The sequence below is a fragment of the Plantibacter sp. VKM Ac-2880 genome (assembly GCF_015351235.1).
GTDB lineage: Bacteria > Actinomycetota > Actinomycetes > Actinomycetales > Microbacteriaceae > Plantibacter.
In genome coordinates, this window is the sequence record NZ_JADKSJ010000001.1 from 232054 (window position 1) to 249166 (window position 17113).

A 17113-nucleotide genomic window follows, 5' to 3' on the forward strand; every position below is an offset into this window, starting at 1 on the left:
GCGACCCCGCCCACCGCTCACCCCGAGCGGACCGAACACCAGCAAAGGAATCACCATGCAGATCGACCTCACCGGCCGCCGCGCCCTCGTCACCGGCGGCGGCGCCGGCATCGGAGCCGCGATCGCCAGGGCCCTCGGAGCCAGCGGAGCGGACGTCGCCGTGCACTACGCGTCGAGTGCCGACGGAGCGGCCTCGGTCGTGGACGAGCTCACCGCCGTCGGTCGGACGGCTGTCGCGGTCCAGGGCGACCTGACGGACTCGGCTCAGGCGGACGCGGTGGTGCGGCAGGCGACCGAGGCGCTCGGCGGCCTCGACATCCTCGTCAACAACGCCGGCCACCTCGTCGGGCGGGCCACGATCGCCGAGATGACCGACGAGCACTGGCACCAGGTGCTCGACGTGAACCTCACGAGCAGTTTCGCCGTCACCCGTGCGGCGCTCCCCGCGCTCACGGCCTCCGGTGCCGGCCGCGTGATCCTCATGTCGTCCCTCGCCAGCGAGAACGGTGGCGGAGCGGGCTCGGTGCCCTACGCCGCGGCGAAAGCCGGCGTCATCGGGTTCACCCGGGCGCTCGCGAAGGAGATCGCGCCCGCCGGCGTGACGGTGAACGCGGTCGCCCCCGGGTTCATCGGCGACACGGCGTTCCACAACACCTTCACCCCCACAAAGGCGCAGGAGGGGATCGTCGCCGGCATTCCGCTCGGCCGTGCCGGCACCGTCGACGACGTGGCCGGGGTCGCCCTGTTCCTCGCCTCCGAGCTGTCCTCCTTCGTGACCGGGCAGGTCGTCGACATCAACGGAGGGGCCAACTTCCGATGACCACCGTCACCCGGGCGCGAGGCGGGTGGTGGCACGACTTCGTCTGCCCCACCCACGGCACCGAGCTGCTCGAAGCGCGCGGCGACGCCTTCGTCTGCACCTACGGCTGCGAACTGCGCGGTGAGCCGTACGCCTCGGCCTGGATGGTGCTCGAACATCAGGTGGCGGCCCGACTCGCGCGCACGGCGGCGCGCCGCTTCCGACGACACGGCGACCCCGCCGACCAGGCACAGGCGCTCGCCGTCGTGCGCGAGTTCGCCGACTACTCCGCCGAGATCACGGCCGAGTGGAACCGCGACAGCGAGAGCTGGATGCTCCAGGGCAAGCTCTTCAAGCAGGCGCTGACGGAGGCGATCTGGGCGACACAGATCGCCGACGCGGTCGTCGTGCTCGCCGAGGACGAGGCGGCCCGGGAGGCGATGGGCGCACCCGTCGCGACGATGCTCGAGGCCCTGCTGGAGACCATCGTGGAGTCCCGTCGGGTGCTCGTCATCGAGCGCGATGACCTCACGAGCAACTACGTCGCCTGGCTCGACGCCGCCGGTGGCCTGGCCACCCTGGCGCTCGCCGCATTGGGCGGAGTCGCGCCGCACGGCGATCAGGCCCGTTGGATCGAGCAGGCCGTCGAACACTCGGCCGTGGCCCTCGGCCAGGACGGCTGGGAGTGGGAGGGGTCCACGTACTACCACCTGTTCGTGCTCCGCGCCTATCTCCTCACCCTCGCCGGAGCCGACCAGGCGGCGCTCGACCCGGCCCTCGTCGGGCGGCTGCGCCGGATGGTCGACGTGCTCGTCGGCTTCGCAGGACCGGACGGTCGGCTGCCGATGCTGCACGACGGCCCCTACGACCGACTCGGCGTCCACCTCGAGGTGCTGGAGATCTGCGTCCTCGCCGGGCAGCTCTGGGATCGGACCGGTCTCGACACTGTCGAGGCCTGGGCCCGGCGGCGGATCGGCGAGCGTCACGACGGACTCGAGGACCTCCTCGACGGGTGGTTCTCCGGAACACCGCTCCCTGCCCCGGGCGACGTCCTCGACCGCGGCTCGGTGCTCTTCGCCGACGTCGGGTACGCGGTCGTACGCTCCGAGGCGAGCTCCCTGCTGGCGGTGCTCGACGCCGGACCGCACGGCGGCTCGCACGGGCATCTCGACACGCTCGCCCTGTACCTCTACGGCGACGGTGTCGCGTGGCAGCCCGCTCCCGGCGTCCCGCCCTACGGCAGTGCGCTGCGGCGCGGCCACTACGCGAGGACGACCGCGCACCCGACGGTCCGGGCGGACGATGCGGATCAGCTCGAGAGCTCCGCCCGTGTGGAGCGCTGGGAGGTCGACCCCGCCACCGACACGACGCTCGTCCAGGCGTCCTCCGACGCGGCGATCGACGGCGTCCTCCTCGAACGGCGGGTCGAGTCCATCGGGGGGATCCTCGTGGACGTCGTCCGTGCGACGACCGACGACGGCTCCGCCCGCAGCTTCACCGCCGCGTTCCGGCCCGCCGTGCCGTTCGAGGTCGTCCAGCAGAGTGACGGTTGGCGCACCGGCTGGTCCGGTCCCGCAGGGCGCCGGCTGCACGGGCACCACGTCGCGGACGTCGCCTCCGTGCTCGTGGACGCCCCTGGCAGAGGGCCGTCGGATGACCCGACCGTGCCCCTCGCCGTCGGTGACTGGACGGCGACGGCGCCGCGCGTCACCTTCGTGTCGGTCTTCGCCGAGGGCGAGGTCTCGCCGATCGCGTCCGTCGGTCTCGACGCCGGGCGTCTGGTCATCGCCCTGACCGACGGACGAACCCTTGAACGGGAGCTGCTGCCGTGATCCCGGCACTGCTCCTCGACGGGCGGGAGGACCGCCTCCGCGCCGAGCTGACCGGCGTGCGGCATCGCGAGTTCCGTCGCCTCCTCGACGAGTGCGAACGGCTGCGGGGGATCGAGCTTCCGTCGGAGCACCCACTGGCCTCGATCACGTACTTCGGTCCGGCCGCCGCGAACCTCGCGCTCGCCCACCGGCTGACCGGGCAGCCGCAGTACCTCGACGAGCTGCGACGCTGGCTCATACCGCCACTGGCCTTCGAGCACTGGGGGCGCGCCCATCTGCCGGACCACGACCTCGATGCCGGTTGGCTGCTCCACGGCCTGTCGCTGGCCCTCGCCTGGGCGGGCGATGCACTCGACGAGGGGGAGCGGACCCGACTCCGCGATCGCCTGATCCTGCAGGGGACCCGCCTGTTCGACTTCGCCGTGGAGACCGAGGGCGACTGGTGGTCGTCGTCGTACTGGCAGAACCACAACTGGATCTGCTTCACCGGGCTCGCCACCGCCGGGTACGTGCTGGCCGATGAGCATCCCGGCGCGCTGGCGTGGACCGAGCGCGCGAAGGCCAACTTCGACGAGGTCCTCGACCTCCTCCCCGCCGACGGCTCGAACCACGAGGGCGTCGTGTACTGGCGCTACGGCGAACCGTGGCTGGCGAGCTATCTCGACGTGCTGCGCGCCGCCGAGGAGATCGACTGGTTCCCGCGCAGCGAGCACCTTCGGGAGACCTTCTGGTTCCGCCTCCACCAGGCGGCTCCGGACCTCGAGCGCATCGTCGACCACGGCGACTGCCACGACCACCGCAGTGGGCACTCGGTCGCGCTGTACCGGAAGCTGGCCGCCGAGTACCGGATCCCGCAGGCCCAATGGTTGGCCGATCGTGTGTCGACCGACTTCTTCTGGCGGGAGGCGTCGCAGAGCGGTGTGCGCCCGGGGGTGCTGCCAGAGGCCTACCAGGAGCTGCTCTGGTTCGACCCCACGGTCGAGCCGGTCGGCCTGGAAGAGGTCTCCACGTCCAGGTACTTCCCCGATCTGGGTCTCGTGGCCGGACGGACGTCGTGGGCGGCGGATGCGACGCTCGTCTCGGTCAAGGCGTCGCCCGGTGGCGGCTGGCGGGCGTGGCGGGAGTCGCACCGTCTGTGGCGCGAACGGGGCTGGACGACGCTGAACACCGGTCACCACCACCCCGACGCTGGCGCGTTCGTCCTCCTCGGCGGCGGCGAGTACCTCGCGATCGACGAGGGCTACTCCTCCCGGAAGCGGACCGAGCACCACAACGGGGTGCTCGTCGACGGGGTCGGGTACGGCCGTGAAGGGCACTACGACGTCCACGCCGGTCTCGCGGAGGATCGCGTCGGCGAGATGCTCGAGGTCACGCTCACCGGGGACTGGGTGCACACCGTCAGCGAGATCGGTGCCCTGTACGCGCCGACTCTCGGGATCCGCAGGCTCCGGCGTCACCTCGTGCGGACACCGAACGGTGCGCTCGTCCTCGTCGACGACCTCGAGGCCGACACCGAGCGGACGTGGACCTGGCTGCTGCAGACGACGAACCCGGCGGCGCTGCTCGCCGACGGCCGACGGCTCGCCCCCGCCGGTGCCGCGGGGCTCCTGGTGACCTCGCTCGACGACGTCGACTCGGTCGACGTCGTCCACCCGACGGCGGTCCAGGCGAACCCGACCTCGTCGACACCGGGGCTCGAGATCGAGCGGGTGCAGCACACGCTACGCCGGACCTCGTCCCCGTCGCACTCGACGCGGTTCGTGTCCGTGCTCCAGCCCGTGCGGTTCGGTGAGCCCGCGCCGCCGGCCGCGACGATGACCGAGGACGACGAGGGACTGATGGTCACGATCCCCGGGCTGACGGACGTGGAACAGGTGGTCGTGCGGCTCGACAGAGCGCGACCATGTCATGAGGGGATGGACGCGGCCGGCAACGGCTTCGCGGGACGGAGGCTGGAAGGATGAGCGGCATGGCAGTGAAGCGCACCGGCTGGGAAGGCCGACTGCTGGGAGCGCTCGTCCACCCGATGAACCTCGCTGCGGCGGGCCTGGCCGCCGCCGTCCTGTCGCTCGGTGTCGTGACCGCCGTCCCCGCCGTCATCGCCGCCGGTCGTTCGATGCGTCGCTGGCTCGCGGGGGAGGACCAGGCGGTCTTCACCGGCGTCTTCCGGGAGTTCGCGGCAAGCTGGCGGCGGTCGCTCCCGCTCGGTGTCGGGGTGGTCGCCGTGGTGGCGATGCTCGTCGTCGACGTCGCCTTCCTGACCGCACAGCTCGACGAGGGATCGGCGATCGCGATCGCCCTGCTCGCCGCCACCGTGCCCGTGGCGCTCGCCCTCGGGCTGCTGCTGCTCGCGCTCCCCGCGTCGGCGGCCCTGCAACCGGACGCCTCGGCTCGGGCGTGGCTCGCCGGCGCCGGCGCACTCGTCGCGCGTCGGCCGTTCACGGCCCTGCTGCTCCTCCTCGGCGTGGCGACGTTCGCCCTGCTCTGCTATCTGTTCCCGACGCTTCTGCCGTTCTTCGGTCTCTCCCTCCCGGCGTACCTCGCGCTCCTCGTCTGGGGGCGGGCCGGTCTGCCGCGCTGACCCTGGCAGGTGCCGCAGAGGCGTTCAGGACGGCCGCCGCTAGGCTTTCAGGAACCTCGACGCCGACCGGACGGATGGACCTGTGCTCGTCACCATCACCTCGACCGCGCCGTCGGCCGCCGACCTCGGTCACCTCGTCCGCAAGCACCCCGCGCGGGCGCAGAGCTTCGACCTCAGCGTCGGGCGCGCCCACGTGTTCTACCCCGAGGCGACCGACGAACGGTGCACCATCGCGCTGCTCCTCGAGGTCGACGCGATCGCGCTCGTCCGGCAGAAGCGCTTCGGCGGCGGCGACATCGCGTCGCTCTCGCAGTATGTGAACGACCGGCCGTATGCGTCGTCGTCGATGGTCGCCGTCGCACTCGGGCAGGTGTTCCGCAGCGCCATGACCGGCCGCAGCGACTCCCGCCCCGAGCTCGCCGCCGCCGACCTCCCGCTGACGATCACGGTCGCGGCGGTACCGTCCCGAGGCCTGGACCAGCTGGCCACGCGGCTGTTCAGCCCGCTCGGCTGGGACGTCACCGAACGGGCGATCCCGCTCGACCCGACGGTGCCCGCCTGGGGCGACTCGCGGTACGTCGACCTCGAACTCACCGGGCACCTGCGGCTCTCGGACGCACTCCGCCAGCTCTACGTGCTGCTGCCCGTCCTCGACGACGCGAAGCACTACTGGGTGTCCGACGACGAGGTCGGCAATCTGCTCCGTGCGGGCGAAGGATGGCTGGCCGACCACCCCGATCGGGACCTGATCACGAAGCGCTACCTCGCGCATCAGTCGCGGATGGTCACCGACGCGCAGGCGCTCCTCGACCCGGGTGCGTCGGGGGACGGTGCCGAGGTCGAGGAGGGTGCCGAGACCGCCACGGTGCGTGCAACACGCTCCCCGGCGCTGGCCGGGCTCCGCGCCGAAGCAGTGCTCCAGGCGCTCGCCGACGTCCGGGCGCGCTCGGTCGCCGACGTCGGCTGCGGCGAGGGCGCCCTCCTCACCCGCCTGATCGCTGATCCGCAGTTCACCGCCGTGATCGGCACCGACGTCTCCGCCCGCGCGCTCACGACCGCGTCGGAACGCCTCGGGCTCCACGATGCGAGCGACCGCGTCCGCGAACGCATCCAACTGCTGCAGTCCTCGGCGACCTACGCCGACTCCCGGCTGCACGGGCTCGACGCGATCGTCCTCATGGAGGTCGTCGAACACATCGACGCCGAGCGCCTCGACGCACTCGAAGCCTCGATCTTCGGCGCGGCGGCTCCCGAGACGGTGATCGTCACGACACCGAACCGGGAGTACAACGCGCTCTACCCCTCCCTGCCGGCAGGCGCGTTCCGGCACCCCGACCACCGCTTCGAATGGGACCGACAGGAGTTCGCGTCGTGGTGCACGGCGCTCGCCGCACGCCACGGCTACGACGTGGAGTACCGCACGGTCGGTGACGTCGACCCCGACCTGGGTTCGCCCACGCAACTGGCCGTCTTCCGGAAGGGCATCTCATGAGCGACCTTGCACAGCCTCAGACGGCGCCGCTCCCGATCCCCGAGCTTTCGCTCGTGGTGCTCATCGGTGTGAGCGGTTCCGGCAAGTCGACCTTCGCCGCTGAGCACTTCGGTCGGTTCGAGACCCTCTCGAGTGACTTCTTCCGCGGGCTCGTGTCCAACGACGAGAACAACCAGGCCGCCAGCGCCGATGCGTTCGCCGCCCTCCGCGACGTCGCCGCCCGTCGTCTCGACGCCGGACTCCTGACCGTCATCGACGCGACCAACGTCCAGCCCGCCTCGCGGAAGTCGCTGATCGACCTGGCGCGCAGTCACGACGTCCTGCCCGTCGCCGTCGTCCTCGACGTCCCGGAGCGGGTGTGCATCGAGCGCAACGAGGCTCGTCAGGACCGGTCGTTCGGGTCGGCCGTCATCACCCGCCAGCAGGACCAGTTGCGGCGGTCACTGCGGCACCTCGGCAAGGAGGGGTTCCGGAAGGTCCACGTCCTGTCCGGGCTCGACGCGATCGCCGAGGCGTCGTTCGTCCGCGAACCGCTCCTCAACGACCGCCGCCAGGAGCGCGGGCCGTTCGACGCCATCGGCGACGTCCACGGCTGCCGGAGCGAGCTCGAGACGCTGCTCACGAAGCTCGGGTACGTCATCGAGCGCGACGCCGAGGGACGTGCGGTCGATGCTGCGCACCCCGAGGGACGACGCGCGATCTTCCTCGGCGACCTCGTCGACCGCGGACCGGACACTCCCGGCGTCCTGCGGCTCGCGATGGGGATGGTGGGCGCCGGACACGCGCTGGCCGTGCCCGGGAACCACGAGTCGAAGCTCGTCCGCGCCCTGCAGGGCAAGCGGGTGCAGACCACGCACGGGCTCGCCGAGTCGCTCGCCCAACTGGCCGAGGAGCCGGAGGCGTTCCGGGCCGAGGTCGAGCGCTTCTGTCGTGAGCTCGTCGCGCACCTCGTCCTCGACGACGGGAAGCTCGTCGTCGCGCACGCCGGCCTGATCGAGCAGTATCACGGGCGTGCCTCCGGGCGCGTGCGGTCGTTCGCGCTGTACGGCGACACCACGGGGGAGACCGACGAGTACGGTCTGCCCGTCCGACTGCCTTGGGCGGAGGAGTACCGGGGCAAGGCGACCGTCCTCTACGGGCACGTGCCGACCCTCGAGGCCGAATGGGTCAACAACACGATGTGCCTGGACACCGGCGTCGTCTTCGGCGGGAAGCTGAGTGCGTTGCGCTGGCCGGAGCGCGAGGTCGTCGACGTCCCGGCCGAGCAGGTCTGGTACGAGCCCGTCGTGCCGCTCGGCCGGCCGGCCGGACCCGCTGGCGAGCAGCGGGACCCGGGACTGCTGCGCATCGACGACGTCCTCGGCAAGCAGATCGTGGAGACCCGCGTCTCGGGTCGGGTGGGCATCCGCGAGGACGCAGCGGCGGGCGCGCTCGAGGTGATGAGTCGCTATGCGATCGACCCGCGGCGCCTCGTCTACCTGCCGCCCACGATGAGCCCACCGAGCACCTCGCAGCGGAAGGACCTCCTGGAGCACCCCGCCGAGGCGTTCGAGGCGTATCGCCGGGAGGGGCTCGACCGGGTGGTGTGCGAGGAGAAGCACATGGGTTCCCGCGCCGTCGTCCTGCTCACGCGCGACCCGGCTCCCTTCGGTGCGCCCGCCGGTTGGCGCGGCACCGTCCACACCCGCACCGGTCGGCCGTTCTTCGACGAGGCCACGACGCAGCAGCTGCTGACCCGGCTCGACGCCGCCGTCGAGCGGGCCGGCCTGTGGGAGGAACTCGACGCCTCGTGGCTGCTCTTCGACAGCGAGCTGCTCCCGTGGTCGATCAAGGCGGAGCGCATGATCCGCGAGCAGTACGCCTCAGTCGGAGCAGCGGCGACCGCGGCGGTCCCGGCGGCCGTCCGCGTGCTGGAGCAGGCCGCAGCGACCGGCGTCGACGTCACCGGATTGCTCGATCGGACGCGTCGACGGGCGGTGAACGCCGAGGCGTACGTCGAGGCCTACCGGCCGTACACCGCGCCCTCGGACGGGCTGAACGGGGTGCAGCTCGCGCCGTTCTAGCTCCTCGCGTCCACGGGAACGAGTCATCTCGGTCGCGACCACATCTGGCACCTCTCGCTCGCCGATCGGTTGGCTGACGCCGACCCCGAGCTCATCCGCCGGACGCGGTCGATCGAGGTCGACCTCACGTCGCCGGCCTCGGAGGAGGCTGCGACCACCTGGTGGGAGGAGCTCACTGGCGCAGGTGGCGAGGGCATGGTCGTGAAGCCGACGGCCGGTCTGCTCCGTGGGGGGAAGTCGCTCGCTCAGCCCGGCATCAAGGTGCGTGGGCGCGAGTACCTGCGGATCATCTACGGGCCCGACTACACCGAGCCGGAGAACCTGTCGCGACTCCGCGATCGCGACATCGGGCACAAACGCTCGATGGCGCTGCGCGAGTACGCGCTCGGTGTGGAGGCGGTGGAGCGCCTCGTCGCCGGCGAACCGACCTGGCGGGTGCACCAGGCCGTCTTCGGCGTCCTCGCCATGGAGTCCGAGCCGATCGACCCGCGCCTGTAGCGTCAGCGCAGGACGGAACTCAGCAGGAGGCTCGTCTCGCTGTTGACGACGCCCTCGATGCGGCGGATCCCGCCGAGGACGCGGTCGAAGTCCGTCAGGGTCTCGGTGCGGAGCTCCGCGACGAGGTCCCAGCCGCCATTGGTCGTGTGGAGCGCACTGATCTCGGGGAAGCCACGCAACTGCCGGATGACGTGGTCGGTGGTGCGGCCCTCGACCTCGATGAACGCGATCGCGCGGACGGTGCCCGGGTCGAGTTCGTCGCGCACCCGGACGGAGAACCCGACGACGGTGCCCGAGGAGACGAGTCGCTCCAGACGACTGTTCACGGTCGCCCTGGCGACGTCGAGCGATCTGGCCAGACTCGCGACCGATGCACGGCCGTCGGCTCGGAGCGCGGCCAACAGCCGTCGGTCCAGATCGTCGAGTGCCGCCATGCACACAATGTACAACGACGTTACTCACATTGTGCATAACCTGTGCACAAATCGCGCAGAGGTGGCGTAGAGAGTGCAGATCGACGAAACCTAGGCTCGAAGCAGCCGGGAGCACTCCGCTCCGGCCGGCTCCGAGCCCGACTCCGTCTGGAAGGGAACGTCATGACGCGTTTCGTCGATGTCCGCAACATGGTCCGCTGGACCGCCGACCGAGGCCCCGAGCGCATCATCGCCGGCATGATCGGCTACCTCGAGGCGGACTTCCGTCGCTGGCCCTCGTTCGACAAGAGCCCTCGCGTCGCGAGCCACACGCCGTTCGGCGTCATCGAGCTCATGCCGACGAGCGACCACGAGACCTACGCCTTCAAGTACGTGAACGGCCACCCCTCGAACCCGGCGCGCGGCTACCAGACGGTGACCGCGTTCGGCGTCCTCGCCGACGTGCACAACGGCTACCCGACCTTCCTGGCGGAGATGACGCTCCTCACGGCCCTCCGCACCGCCGCGACGTCCGGCATGGTCGCCAAGCACCTCGCCCGGCCGGACTCCACCGTCCACGCGCTCATCGGCGCCGGCAGCCAGGCCGAATTCCAGGCCCTCGGCATGCGCGCTGCGCTGGGCATCAGCACCGTCCGCATCTGGGACGTCGACCCGCTCGCGATGGACAAGTTCGCGCGCAACCTGGAGCCGCTCGGCTTCGAGGTCGTCATCGGGACGAGCGCCGCCGACGCCGTGGCCGGGGCCGACGTCATCACGACCTGCACGGCCGACAAGGCCCTCGCGACGGTGCTCACGAACGACCTCGTCGAGCCCGGCGTGCACCTCAACGCCATCGGTGGGGATTGCCCCGGTAAGACGGAGCTCGAGGCGTCGATCCTCGACCGCGCCGACGTGTTCGTCGAGTTCCCGCCGCAGACCCGCATCGAGGGCGAGATCCAGCAGATGGCGCCCGACTTCCCGGTGATCGAGTTCTGGCAGGTCCTCACGGGCGCCGTCCCCGGCCGCACCTCGCGGGAGCAGATCACCCTGTTCGACTCCGTCGGCTTCGCGATCGAGGACTTCACGGCGCTGCGGTTCCTCAACGACGCCGTCGACGGCAGCGAGTACTTCGAGGAGATCGACCTCGTCGCAGCCCCCGACGACCCGAAGGACCTGTTCGGGCTCGTCGGCGCGCTTTCACCGGTCGGCTGAGTCCGACATGTCCGTGCAGGCGCCGTCAGCGGTCGTCCTCATCCGGCCGCATCGCTTCACGCCGAACCCGCTGACCGCGGCCGACAACGTGTTCCAAGTGGCTGAGGGTGTCCCGTCGGCTGCGGCCGTCGGGGTGGCGCACGCCGCGTTCGACGAGGTCACCCAGGTCGCGCACGCGCTCGACGCCGCCGGTGTCCGGGTGCACCTCTTCGACGACGACGACCCCGACCGACCCGACAGCGTGTTCCCGAACAACTGGCTGTCGACGCACGCCGGTGGGCACCTGGCCGTCTACCCGATGTACGCGGCCAACCGTCGTCGTGAGCGTCGCTGGGACATCGTCGAGATGTTGAAGCGCGAGTACCGCGTGCAGGACGTCATCGACTACTCGGGCCTCGAACTGGACGAGGTGTTCCTGGAGGGCACCGGTGCGATGGTGCTCGACCATGCGGCGCGGGTGGCGTTCGTCGCACGCTCGCACCGGGCCGACCCGATCGCGCTCGAGCGGTTCTGCACCAACTTCGGCTACGAACCGCTCGTCTTCGACGCCATCGACCCGCACGGGGTCCCGATCTACCACACCAACGTCATGATGGGCGTGGCGACCGAGTTCGCCCTCGTGGGACTCGACCTCATCGCCTCACCCGCGCGACGCGATCAGGTCGTCGAACGACTGACCTCCCACGGCCGCACGATCGTCGACCTCGACTACGGTCAGGTCTGCGACTTCGCGGGCAATGCGATCGAGCTGCGGTCGGCGTCGGGGGAGCGTCTCCTGGCGATCTCGAGTCGGGCCGTCCAGAGCCTCCGCGCGGACCAGCTGGCGGTCATCGAACGCAGCTGCCGGATCCTCCCGCTGGACGTCCCGACGATCGAACTCGCGGGCGGCTCCGTGCGCTGCATGATCGCCGGGGTCCATCTGGACCGGCGACCGGTGGCGAGTGCTCCGACACTTCAGCCGTCCACGACTCCTGCCGTCGCCTGATCTGCGTGTGCCGGGGGCGCTGATCCCTTGCGGTTCCGGCAACGCTCGTGAGCTTCCAGCAGGAGTTGTGGCCGACCGACGGGTCGGCCTGATGTCACTCGCCGAGGAGCATCGGCCGTGCCGCCTCCAGACCGGTGACCGTCGCGGTCCATTCGGGACGCACGAACTCGTCACGGGTCACGCGCAAGCCCTGCGACTCGACGAGCTCGCCCGGACGGCCGACGAAGCGGAGCACGCCGTTGTCGCGGTAACCGAGCCGACGCGAGACGCCGAGCGAGGCGCCGTTCCAGACGGCCGCGTCGGACACGGCGACGTGCGCGCCGAGATGGTCGAAGGCGAACTGGAGCATGCCCGCTCGCATCTCGACGCCGAGTCCCTTGCCCTGCTGCGACTGCGTGAGCCAGGAACCACTGCCGACCGAGCGGGTGACGGCGAAGTCGCGGGCGCCGACGTCCTGCAGGCCGATCGGCACGCCGTCGAGGAGGATCGCGAGGTTGAGCGTCCAGGACGCCGGGGTCACGCCGGCCCGCTGCGTCCAGAGGTGCTTGGCGGTCTCTCGCATGAGCTGGTCGCGCGGCTGGTCGGTCCAGGGCGTGGAGAACGGCATGACGTCCGGGTCGTGGATGCCGGCGAGGGCGGCGTCCACGAGGCCGGGGAGGTCCTCGTCGCGGACCTGGCGCAGCACGAGGCGGGGCGTGCGAATCTCGAGGTCGAACAACGGCCAGACGTCGGTGAGCTTGAGCATCCGCCCACGCTACCCGTCGGATGCCGGGTAGCGCTGTAGCCGGTCCGGGTCGGGCTGTCGAGCCGGTGTACGGCGCCCGGGGTCGGTGCGACACTCGTCGCGGTGCCGGTCGACGGCCCCGTTCGACGATGAGAAGGGCTCAACCATGAAGTACACGCACCTCGGACGCACGGGGACGTCGGTCTCCCGGATCGTGCTCGGCACCATGAACTTCGGTGACCGCACGAGCGAGGAGGACTCGTTCTCGATCATGGACCGGGCGCTGGAGCTCGGCGTCAACTTCTTCGACACCGCGAACGCCTACGGCGGCAGCGCGGGTCGTGGCGCGACGGAGGAGATCATCGGCCGGTGGTTCGCGGCGCGGCCGGGGGTGCGCGACGACATCGTCCTCGCCACGAAGGTGCACTCGCCGATGGTCGCGCCGAACGACGACGGCTCGGACGTCGTGAACGCCCGCGGCGCGTCGGCGTGGCAGGTGCGCCGGGAGGCCATCGGTTCGCTCGAGCGCCTGCAGACGGACCGGATCGACCTCTACCAGTTCCACCACATCGACCGGCACATCTCGTGGCAGGAGCTGTGGCAGGCGATGGAGGTGCTCGTCGCGCGCGGCGAGGTCGTCTACACGGGCAGCTCGAACTTCGCCGCCTGGAACATCGCGCAGGCCAACGAGGTCGCTCAGCAGCGGCACTTCCTCGGTCTCGTCAGCGAGCAGTCGCTCTACAACCTCGCGCAGCGCTCCATCGAACTCGAGGTCATCCCCGCGGCGCAGCACTACGGCCTCGGCATCCTGCCCTGGTCGCCGCTGTCCGGTGGCCTGCTGAGCGGTGGCTCGTCCGACAAGGGCGCGCGATCCGGCGAGGCCCGCATCACGGAGGCTCGCGCCAAGCAGCAGGACCAGCTCGAACAGTACGACCGCTTCGCCGCCGAGCGTGGGTGGTCCTCGGCGTCGCTCGGGCTCGCGTGGCTCCTGCACCAGCCCGGGGTGACCGGCCCGATCATCGGACCGCGCACGGTCGAGCAGCTGGAGTCTGCGGTCGCCGCGGTCGACATCGAGCTGAGCGCGGACGATCTCACCGCCCTCGACGAGCTGTTCCCCGGCCCGGGCGGCCAGGCGCCTGAGGCCTACGCCTGGTAGAAGCGTGCGAAGCGGCCGACCGCCTCGGTGACGGCGGTCGGCCCTTCGTTCAGTTCGAGGATCCGTCGGCTGATGGTCGGCTCGAGCACGAGCGCCTCGAGGACGGCCGCCACGTCGTCGCGGGTGATCTCGTCGTGGAGTTCGGCCGGCCCCAGGGCGACCGTCCCCCGACCCGGGTCGTCGGTCAGCAGGGATGGTCGCAGGATGAGCCAATCGATCGGCTGGCGGGTGAGCGCGACCTCCGCCCGTTTCTTGACCGCGAAGTAGTGCTCCTCCTCGTCGCTCAGTGGTCGCTCGCGCCACGCTTCGGGCAGGACGGAGAGCAGGATCAGGCGCGTCCGCGTGCCTCTGAGCGCCTTCGACACGCGGCCGAGGGCGGCGTCGTCGATGGCGTCCGTCACGTCCGGGCGCCCCGCATTCGAACCGGCGGCGAAGACGACGATGTCCGAGTCCGAGACCATCGCCGCGATCTCCTCCGTGCCGGCGTGAGCGAGTTCGCCTGAGATGCTCGTCACGCCGTCGGCTTGGAGGACGGCGGCCTGCTGCGACGATCTCGTGAGGCCTGAGACGGCCATCCCTCGCGCGCGGAGGCGGCTCGCGAGGAGCCGACCGACCCGGCCCGAGATCCCGACGATGAAGACGCGTGGCAGTGGTTCTCCGCTCGTGGCGGTGGCTGGGGTGGTCGGTGACGTCATGGGTGGTCCTTCCGTTGTCGATCAACCTACGATAAGTAACTTACTGTACGTAGGTAAGATCGAGGGATGGAATCCACTCCAAACGTCGGCGCACCGACCACAAGGCGTCGTCTCTCCTGGGACGACCGGCACGCCCAGTTGCTCGACGCCTTCCGCGATCTCGTCCGCACGCACGACATGGACGACGTCACGCTGGCGAGGGTGGCCGCGCATGCAGGGGTGACGAAGCCGGTGGCCTACGACCACTTCGGCGACCGCTCGGGCTTGTTGGCGGAGGCGTACCGGGCGTTCGAGGCTCATCAGCGGGACGCCCTGCTGCAGGCGCTCGCTCAAGCGCCGCCGGATCTCGCCGCGGTGTCGGCCCTGGTCGCGGGGGCCTACATCGGCTGCTGCATCGCCGAGGGGGTCGAGCTCGCGGCCGTGGTGTCCGCACTCAGTGGCTCGGCGACGTTGAGTGTGCTCCGGGCGGAGGCGGAGCTGGCGTATCTCGAGATCTGTCGTGAAGCGCTGGAGCCCTTCACCGGCCCCCTCGACCCGGCGCCGTTGAGTGCCATCCCCGGCGCCGGGGACGCCCTCGCGCGGAACGCCATGTCCGGGTCGATGTCGACGGCTCGTGCCTGCGAGACCCTTGCCGTAGTGATTCAAGCCGTCGCCCTGGCCTCGGCTGTCCCGAGTGCTCGGCCGGGTGGTCGCGCAACCTGAACGAACGCTCCGCTTCCACTACAGCCCGTTGGGGAAGCCGATCGAGCGCAGCTCGGGTGCCAGGTTTTCCCACTGCCAGGTTCGCTCCACTTCCTGACCGGCCTTTCCGCCTCCGTGGAGCCCCACGGCTTTCGCCGCGTAGCTCGCGGCGTGCGGGGCATGGTCGAACATGTGGGCTACCGCGCATGCCTGGCCGGCGGCACGAGCGGCGGCGACGGCCGCGGTCGCTCCTGCTTCCGTCGCGTCGCGCGCAGCCGCGTGAGCTGCGAACGCCGCTGCGCGCCAAGCCGTCATCGGCAGTTCCCCGCGTTCCCACGCGTGGAGCGCCACGATCGCTGCACGTGGTCGATCATCACCGGGGCGCTGTTCCTCGAAGATCGGGAGAGCGCGCTCGGCGCAGCGCGCGGCCCACAGCGCGATCGCGTGATGGATCGGCGGTTCAGGGTTCGCCCACTTCGGTTTCGTTTCCTCGCTCACGCCTCGATCGTCCCAGGGATGGAGCAGAGAAAGATCAGCCCGACGCAGCTTGTTTCGGAAGGGTGCGAGCGTACGTCATGGAATCCGTTGAGACCGACATGGTTTTCGACCTCGGGAAGCCGCGACGGGAACGGCAACAGTAGGCTGCCAAGATGCTGGATCCGCATATCGACGCCTACATCCACCACAGGTAGTCGCCTGAGCAAGACGGAGGGATTGCGACATGACCCAGGCACTGTCACGCCCGCTGAGTAGCCCTGTGAAGGAAGGGGATACAGCGATGATCCTGCAGCTCGTCGCAGAAGGCGTGCCGCTGGAGGGAGCAGTACACACACTTCCTCGCCACCAGTGCACGCCGTTGACGCTTGCGGTCGAGGTCAAGCGCATCGAGAGCATCAGAGCGCTCCTCGATGCCGGAGCAGACATCAACAATCCGGATCCGATGGGGCGGACCCCACTCGAAGCCGCGTTCATTTCGGGGAGTAACCGCACTCGGCCGGCCACCATCGAGATCGTGCGAGAACTGGTGGCCCGAGGCGCAGTCGTGACTCCCCGAGCGCTCGAACGTGCGCGCGATACATACGACGCGATGGGAAATCGCGCCTACCCCTCCGACCTGATCACTCTCCTCGACAACTCCCGGTGAACAAGCGTTCTCATCTGCCTCCCCGCCGGTCGAAGCTGCTGCCCGGATCGTGATCCTGGGTGATTTCGTGGACGGCAGTTCTGACGCGTTGCGACCTGCGGCTTCGTGACGAGTGCGTTGTCCCGTCGAGCCCGCCGTCGAGTACGGCGGGCATGGTGATCTCCGGTCAGCGGCATAGGGTGTGACTACTCATGGGTCACTTCTCCGTTGTTCCCGCGTCGTATGTCTTCCTGCGCCGCGATCGATCGGTCCTGCTGCAACGACGGCAGAACACCGGCTATATGGACGATTGCTGGTCAGCGGGTGCCGCCGGTCATGTCGAGCTCGGTGAAACTGCGGCATCTGCGGCAATCCGTGAGGCGAGGGAAGAACTCGGCGTGCAGGTGGCACTCGAGGCGCTCTCGGCCGTGGGTGTCATGCAGCGCACCGATGGTACGGAGAACCCGCTGGAACAGCGCGTCGACTGGTTCTTCGTCTGTGACGTCTGGGGTGGCGAACCACTGATCCGAGAACCGATCAAGTGCGCAGAACTGTCGTGGTTCCGCCTCGACGATCTGCCGGTCAATTTGCCCGCTCACGAGCGGCTTGCACTGGACGCCCTGCGCGAGGGGCGCCGGTCAGCGGTCCTCACGTACGGGTTCTGACCAGCTGCCCTCATCGATCGCTGTCATAGACGCCCCCCGACCACCCGGGCAGACTGTCTTCGATGAGGCTGCAACCCACATCCGCGGACGATTTCGACGCGCTGCGTCGTCTGTTAGAGCCAGGAACATCGCTCGACTCACCGTCGACCCGGAGGTCCGGAACGAGCGCGGCGTCCGGTTCTGGCGAGCCGTCG

General features: G+C 70.2%; 15 protein-coding genes and 1 pseudogene. 12 read left to right on the top strand and 4 right to left on the bottom strand.

The window, feature by feature from the left end:
* Positions 1 to 55: 55 nt before the first annotated feature.
* The 6 genes and pseudogenes from ITJ57_RS01115 to ITJ57_RS01140 all read left to right on the top strand — a co-directional run bounded on the left by ITJ57_RS01115 (position 56) and on the right by ITJ57_RS01140 (position 9265).
* A complete protein-coding gene (locus ITJ57_RS01115) occupies positions 56 to 820 on the top strand; it encodes an SDR family NAD(P)-dependent oxidoreductase (protein WP_194668466.1) in 765 nt (254 codons plus the stop codon).
* Entirely contained in the window at positions 817 to 2631 is a 1815-nt protein-coding gene (locus tag ITJ57_RS01120) for a heparinase II/III family protein (protein WP_194668467.1), read from the top strand. The genes ITJ57_RS01115 and ITJ57_RS01120 overlap by 4 nt, the downstream gene beginning before the upstream one ends.
* Complete coding sequence (locus tag ITJ57_RS01125) at positions 2628 to 4595, top strand: heparinase II/III family protein (RefSeq protein WP_194668468.1); 1968 nt, start codon at positions 2628 to 2630, stop codon at positions 4593 to 4595. Before ITJ57_RS01120 ends, ITJ57_RS01125 begins: the two co-directional genes overlap by 4 nt.
* A gap of 5 nt (positions 4596 to 4600) precedes the next feature.
* Positions 4601 to 5212, top strand: coding sequence for a DUF624 domain-containing protein (locus ITJ57_RS01130; RefSeq protein ID WP_194668469.1), 612 nt, complete (start codon positions 4601 to 4603; stop codon positions 5210 to 5212).
* An 82-nt stretch (positions 5213 to 5294) separates the two neighbouring features.
* On the top strand, positions 5295 to 6704 hold the full coding sequence (locus ITJ57_RS01135; protein ID WP_194668470.1) for a 3' terminal RNA ribose 2'-O-methyltransferase Hen1: 1410 nt from the start codon (positions 5295 to 5297) through the stop codon (positions 6702 to 6704).
* Positions 6701 to 9265, top strand: a pseudogene (locus ITJ57_RS01140) (polynucleotide kinase-phosphatase). Before ITJ57_RS01135 ends, ITJ57_RS01140 begins: the two are co-directional and overlap by 4 nt.
* Positions 9266 to 9267: 2 nt before the next feature.
* Here the strand turns inward: ITJ57_RS01140 and ITJ57_RS01145 are convergent.
* Positions 9268 to 9699: an Lrp/AsnC family transcriptional regulator gene (locus ITJ57_RS01145; protein WP_194668471.1), complete on the bottom strand. Its 432-nt coding sequence runs from the start codon at positions 9697 to 9699 to the stop codon at positions 9268 to 9270.
* A gap of 162 nt (positions 9700 to 9861) precedes the next feature.
* Between ITJ57_RS01145 and ITJ57_RS01150 the strand changes: the two genes are divergently transcribed.
* Positions 9862 to 10890, top strand: a complete 1029-nt coding sequence (locus ITJ57_RS01150) for an ornithine cyclodeaminase (RefSeq protein WP_194668472.1) — start codon at positions 9862 to 9864, stop codon at positions 10888 to 10890.
* Between the two features lie 7 nt (positions 10891 to 10897).
* Positions 10898 to 11875, top strand: a complete 978-nt coding sequence (gene ctlX, locus ITJ57_RS01155) for a citrulline utilization hydrolase CtlX (RefSeq protein ID WP_194668473.1) — start codon at positions 10898 to 10900, stop codon at positions 11873 to 11875.
* Between the two features lie 94 nt (positions 11876 to 11969).
* On the opposite strand, the gene ITJ57_RS01160 is transcribed toward ctlX, so the two are convergent.
* Positions 11970 to 12620 carry a GNAT family N-acetyltransferase gene (locus tag ITJ57_RS01160; protein WP_194668474.1) on the bottom strand — a complete coding sequence of 217 codons (651 nt, stop codon included), beginning with the start codon at positions 12618 to 12620 and terminating at the stop codon, positions 11970 to 11972.
* Positions 12621 to 12765: 145 nt separating this feature from the next.
* Here ITJ57_RS01160 and ITJ57_RS01165 point away from each other — a divergent pair, with 145 nt between their 5' ends.
* The gene (locus ITJ57_RS01165) at positions 12766 to 13755 is read left to right on the top strand and encodes an aldo/keto reductase (protein ID WP_194668475.1); all 990 of its coding nucleotides are present in this window, start codon (positions 12766 to 12768) and stop codon (positions 13753 to 13755) included.
* Here ITJ57_RS01165 and ITJ57_RS01170 read toward each other — a convergent pair.
* Positions 13743 to 14450, bottom strand: a complete 708-nt coding sequence (locus ITJ57_RS01170) for an NAD(P)H-binding protein (RefSeq protein WP_194668476.1) — start codon at positions 14448 to 14450, stop codon at positions 13743 to 13745. The two genes, ITJ57_RS01165 and ITJ57_RS01170, sit on opposite strands and share 13 nt — an antisense overlap.
* A gap of 66 nt (positions 14451 to 14516) precedes the next feature.
* Between ITJ57_RS01170 and ITJ57_RS01175 the strand changes: the two genes are divergently transcribed.
* Positions 14517 to 15152 carry a TetR/AcrR family transcriptional regulator gene (locus ITJ57_RS01175; RefSeq protein WP_194668477.1) on the top strand — a complete coding sequence of 212 codons (636 nt, stop codon included), beginning with the start codon at positions 14517 to 14519 and terminating at the stop codon, positions 15150 to 15152.
* Between the two features lie 18 nt (positions 15153 to 15170).
* Here the strand turns inward: ITJ57_RS01175 and ITJ57_RS01180 are convergent, their stop codons facing one another.
* Positions 15171 to 15629, bottom strand: coding sequence for a putative immunity protein (locus tag ITJ57_RS01180; protein ID WP_228506417.1), 459 nt, complete (start codon positions 15627 to 15629; stop codon positions 15171 to 15173).
* 223 nt (positions 15630 to 15852) lie between these two features.
* Here ITJ57_RS01180 and ITJ57_RS01185 point away from each other — a divergent pair, with 223 nt between their 5' ends.
* Together ITJ57_RS01185 and ITJ57_RS01190 are read left to right on the top strand one after the other, a co-directional pair.
* On the top strand, positions 15853 to 16275 hold the full coding sequence (locus tag ITJ57_RS01185; RefSeq protein WP_194668478.1) for an ankyrin repeat domain-containing protein: 423 nt from the start codon (positions 15853 to 15855) through the stop codon (positions 16273 to 16275).
* 191 nt (positions 16276 to 16466) lie between these two features.
* Positions 16467 to 16919, top strand: a complete 453-nt coding sequence (locus ITJ57_RS01190) for an NUDIX domain-containing protein (protein ID WP_194668479.1) — start codon at positions 16467 to 16469, stop codon at positions 16917 to 16919.
* The last annotated feature ends 194 nt before the right edge of the window (positions 16920 to 17113 follow it).

Coding starts and splice junctions, on each gene's coding strand:
- ITJ57_RS01115 (WP_194668466.1), top strand. CDS start 56: ATGCAGATCGACCTCACCGGCCGCCGCGCCCTCGTCACCGGCGGCGGC.
- ITJ57_RS01120 (WP_194668467.1), top strand. CDS start 817: ATGACCACCGTCACCCGGGCGCGAGGCGGGTGGTGGCACGACTTCGTC.
- ITJ57_RS01130 (WP_194668469.1), top strand. CDS start 4,601: ATGGCAGTGAAGCGCACCGGCTGGGAAGGCCGACTGCTGGGAGCGCTC.
- ITJ57_RS01145 (WP_194668471.1), bottom strand. CDS start 9,699: ATGGCGGCACTCGACGATCTGGACCGACGGCTGTTGGCCGCGCTCCGA.
- ITJ57_RS01150 (WP_194668472.1), top strand. CDS start 9,862: ATGACGCGTTTCGTCGATGTCCGCAACATGGTCCGCTGGACCGCCGAC.
- ctlX (WP_194668473.1), top strand. CDS start 10,898: ATGTCCGTGCAGGCGCCGTCAGCGGTCGTCCTCATCCGGCCGCATCGC.
- ITJ57_RS01160 (WP_194668474.1), bottom strand. CDS start 12,620: ATGCTCAAGCTCACCGACGTCTGGCCGTTGTTCGACCTCGAGATTCGC.
- ITJ57_RS01165 (WP_194668475.1), top strand. CDS start 12,766: ATGAAGTACACGCACCTCGGACGCACGGGGACGTCGGTCTCCCGGATC.
- ITJ57_RS01170 (WP_194668476.1), bottom strand. CDS start 14,450: ATGACGTCACCGACCACCCCAGCCACCGCCACGAGCGGAGAACCACTG.
- ITJ57_RS01175 (WP_194668477.1), top strand. CDS start 14,517: ATGGAATCCACTCCAAACGTCGGCGCACCGACCACAAGGCGTCGTCTC.
- ITJ57_RS01185 (WP_194668478.1), top strand. CDS start 15,853: ATGACCCAGGCACTGTCACGCCCGCTGAGTAGCCCTGTGAAGGAAGGG.
- ITJ57_RS01190 (WP_194668479.1), top strand. CDS start 16,467: ATGGGTCACTTCTCCGTTGTTCCCGCGTCGTATGTCTTCCTGCGCCGC.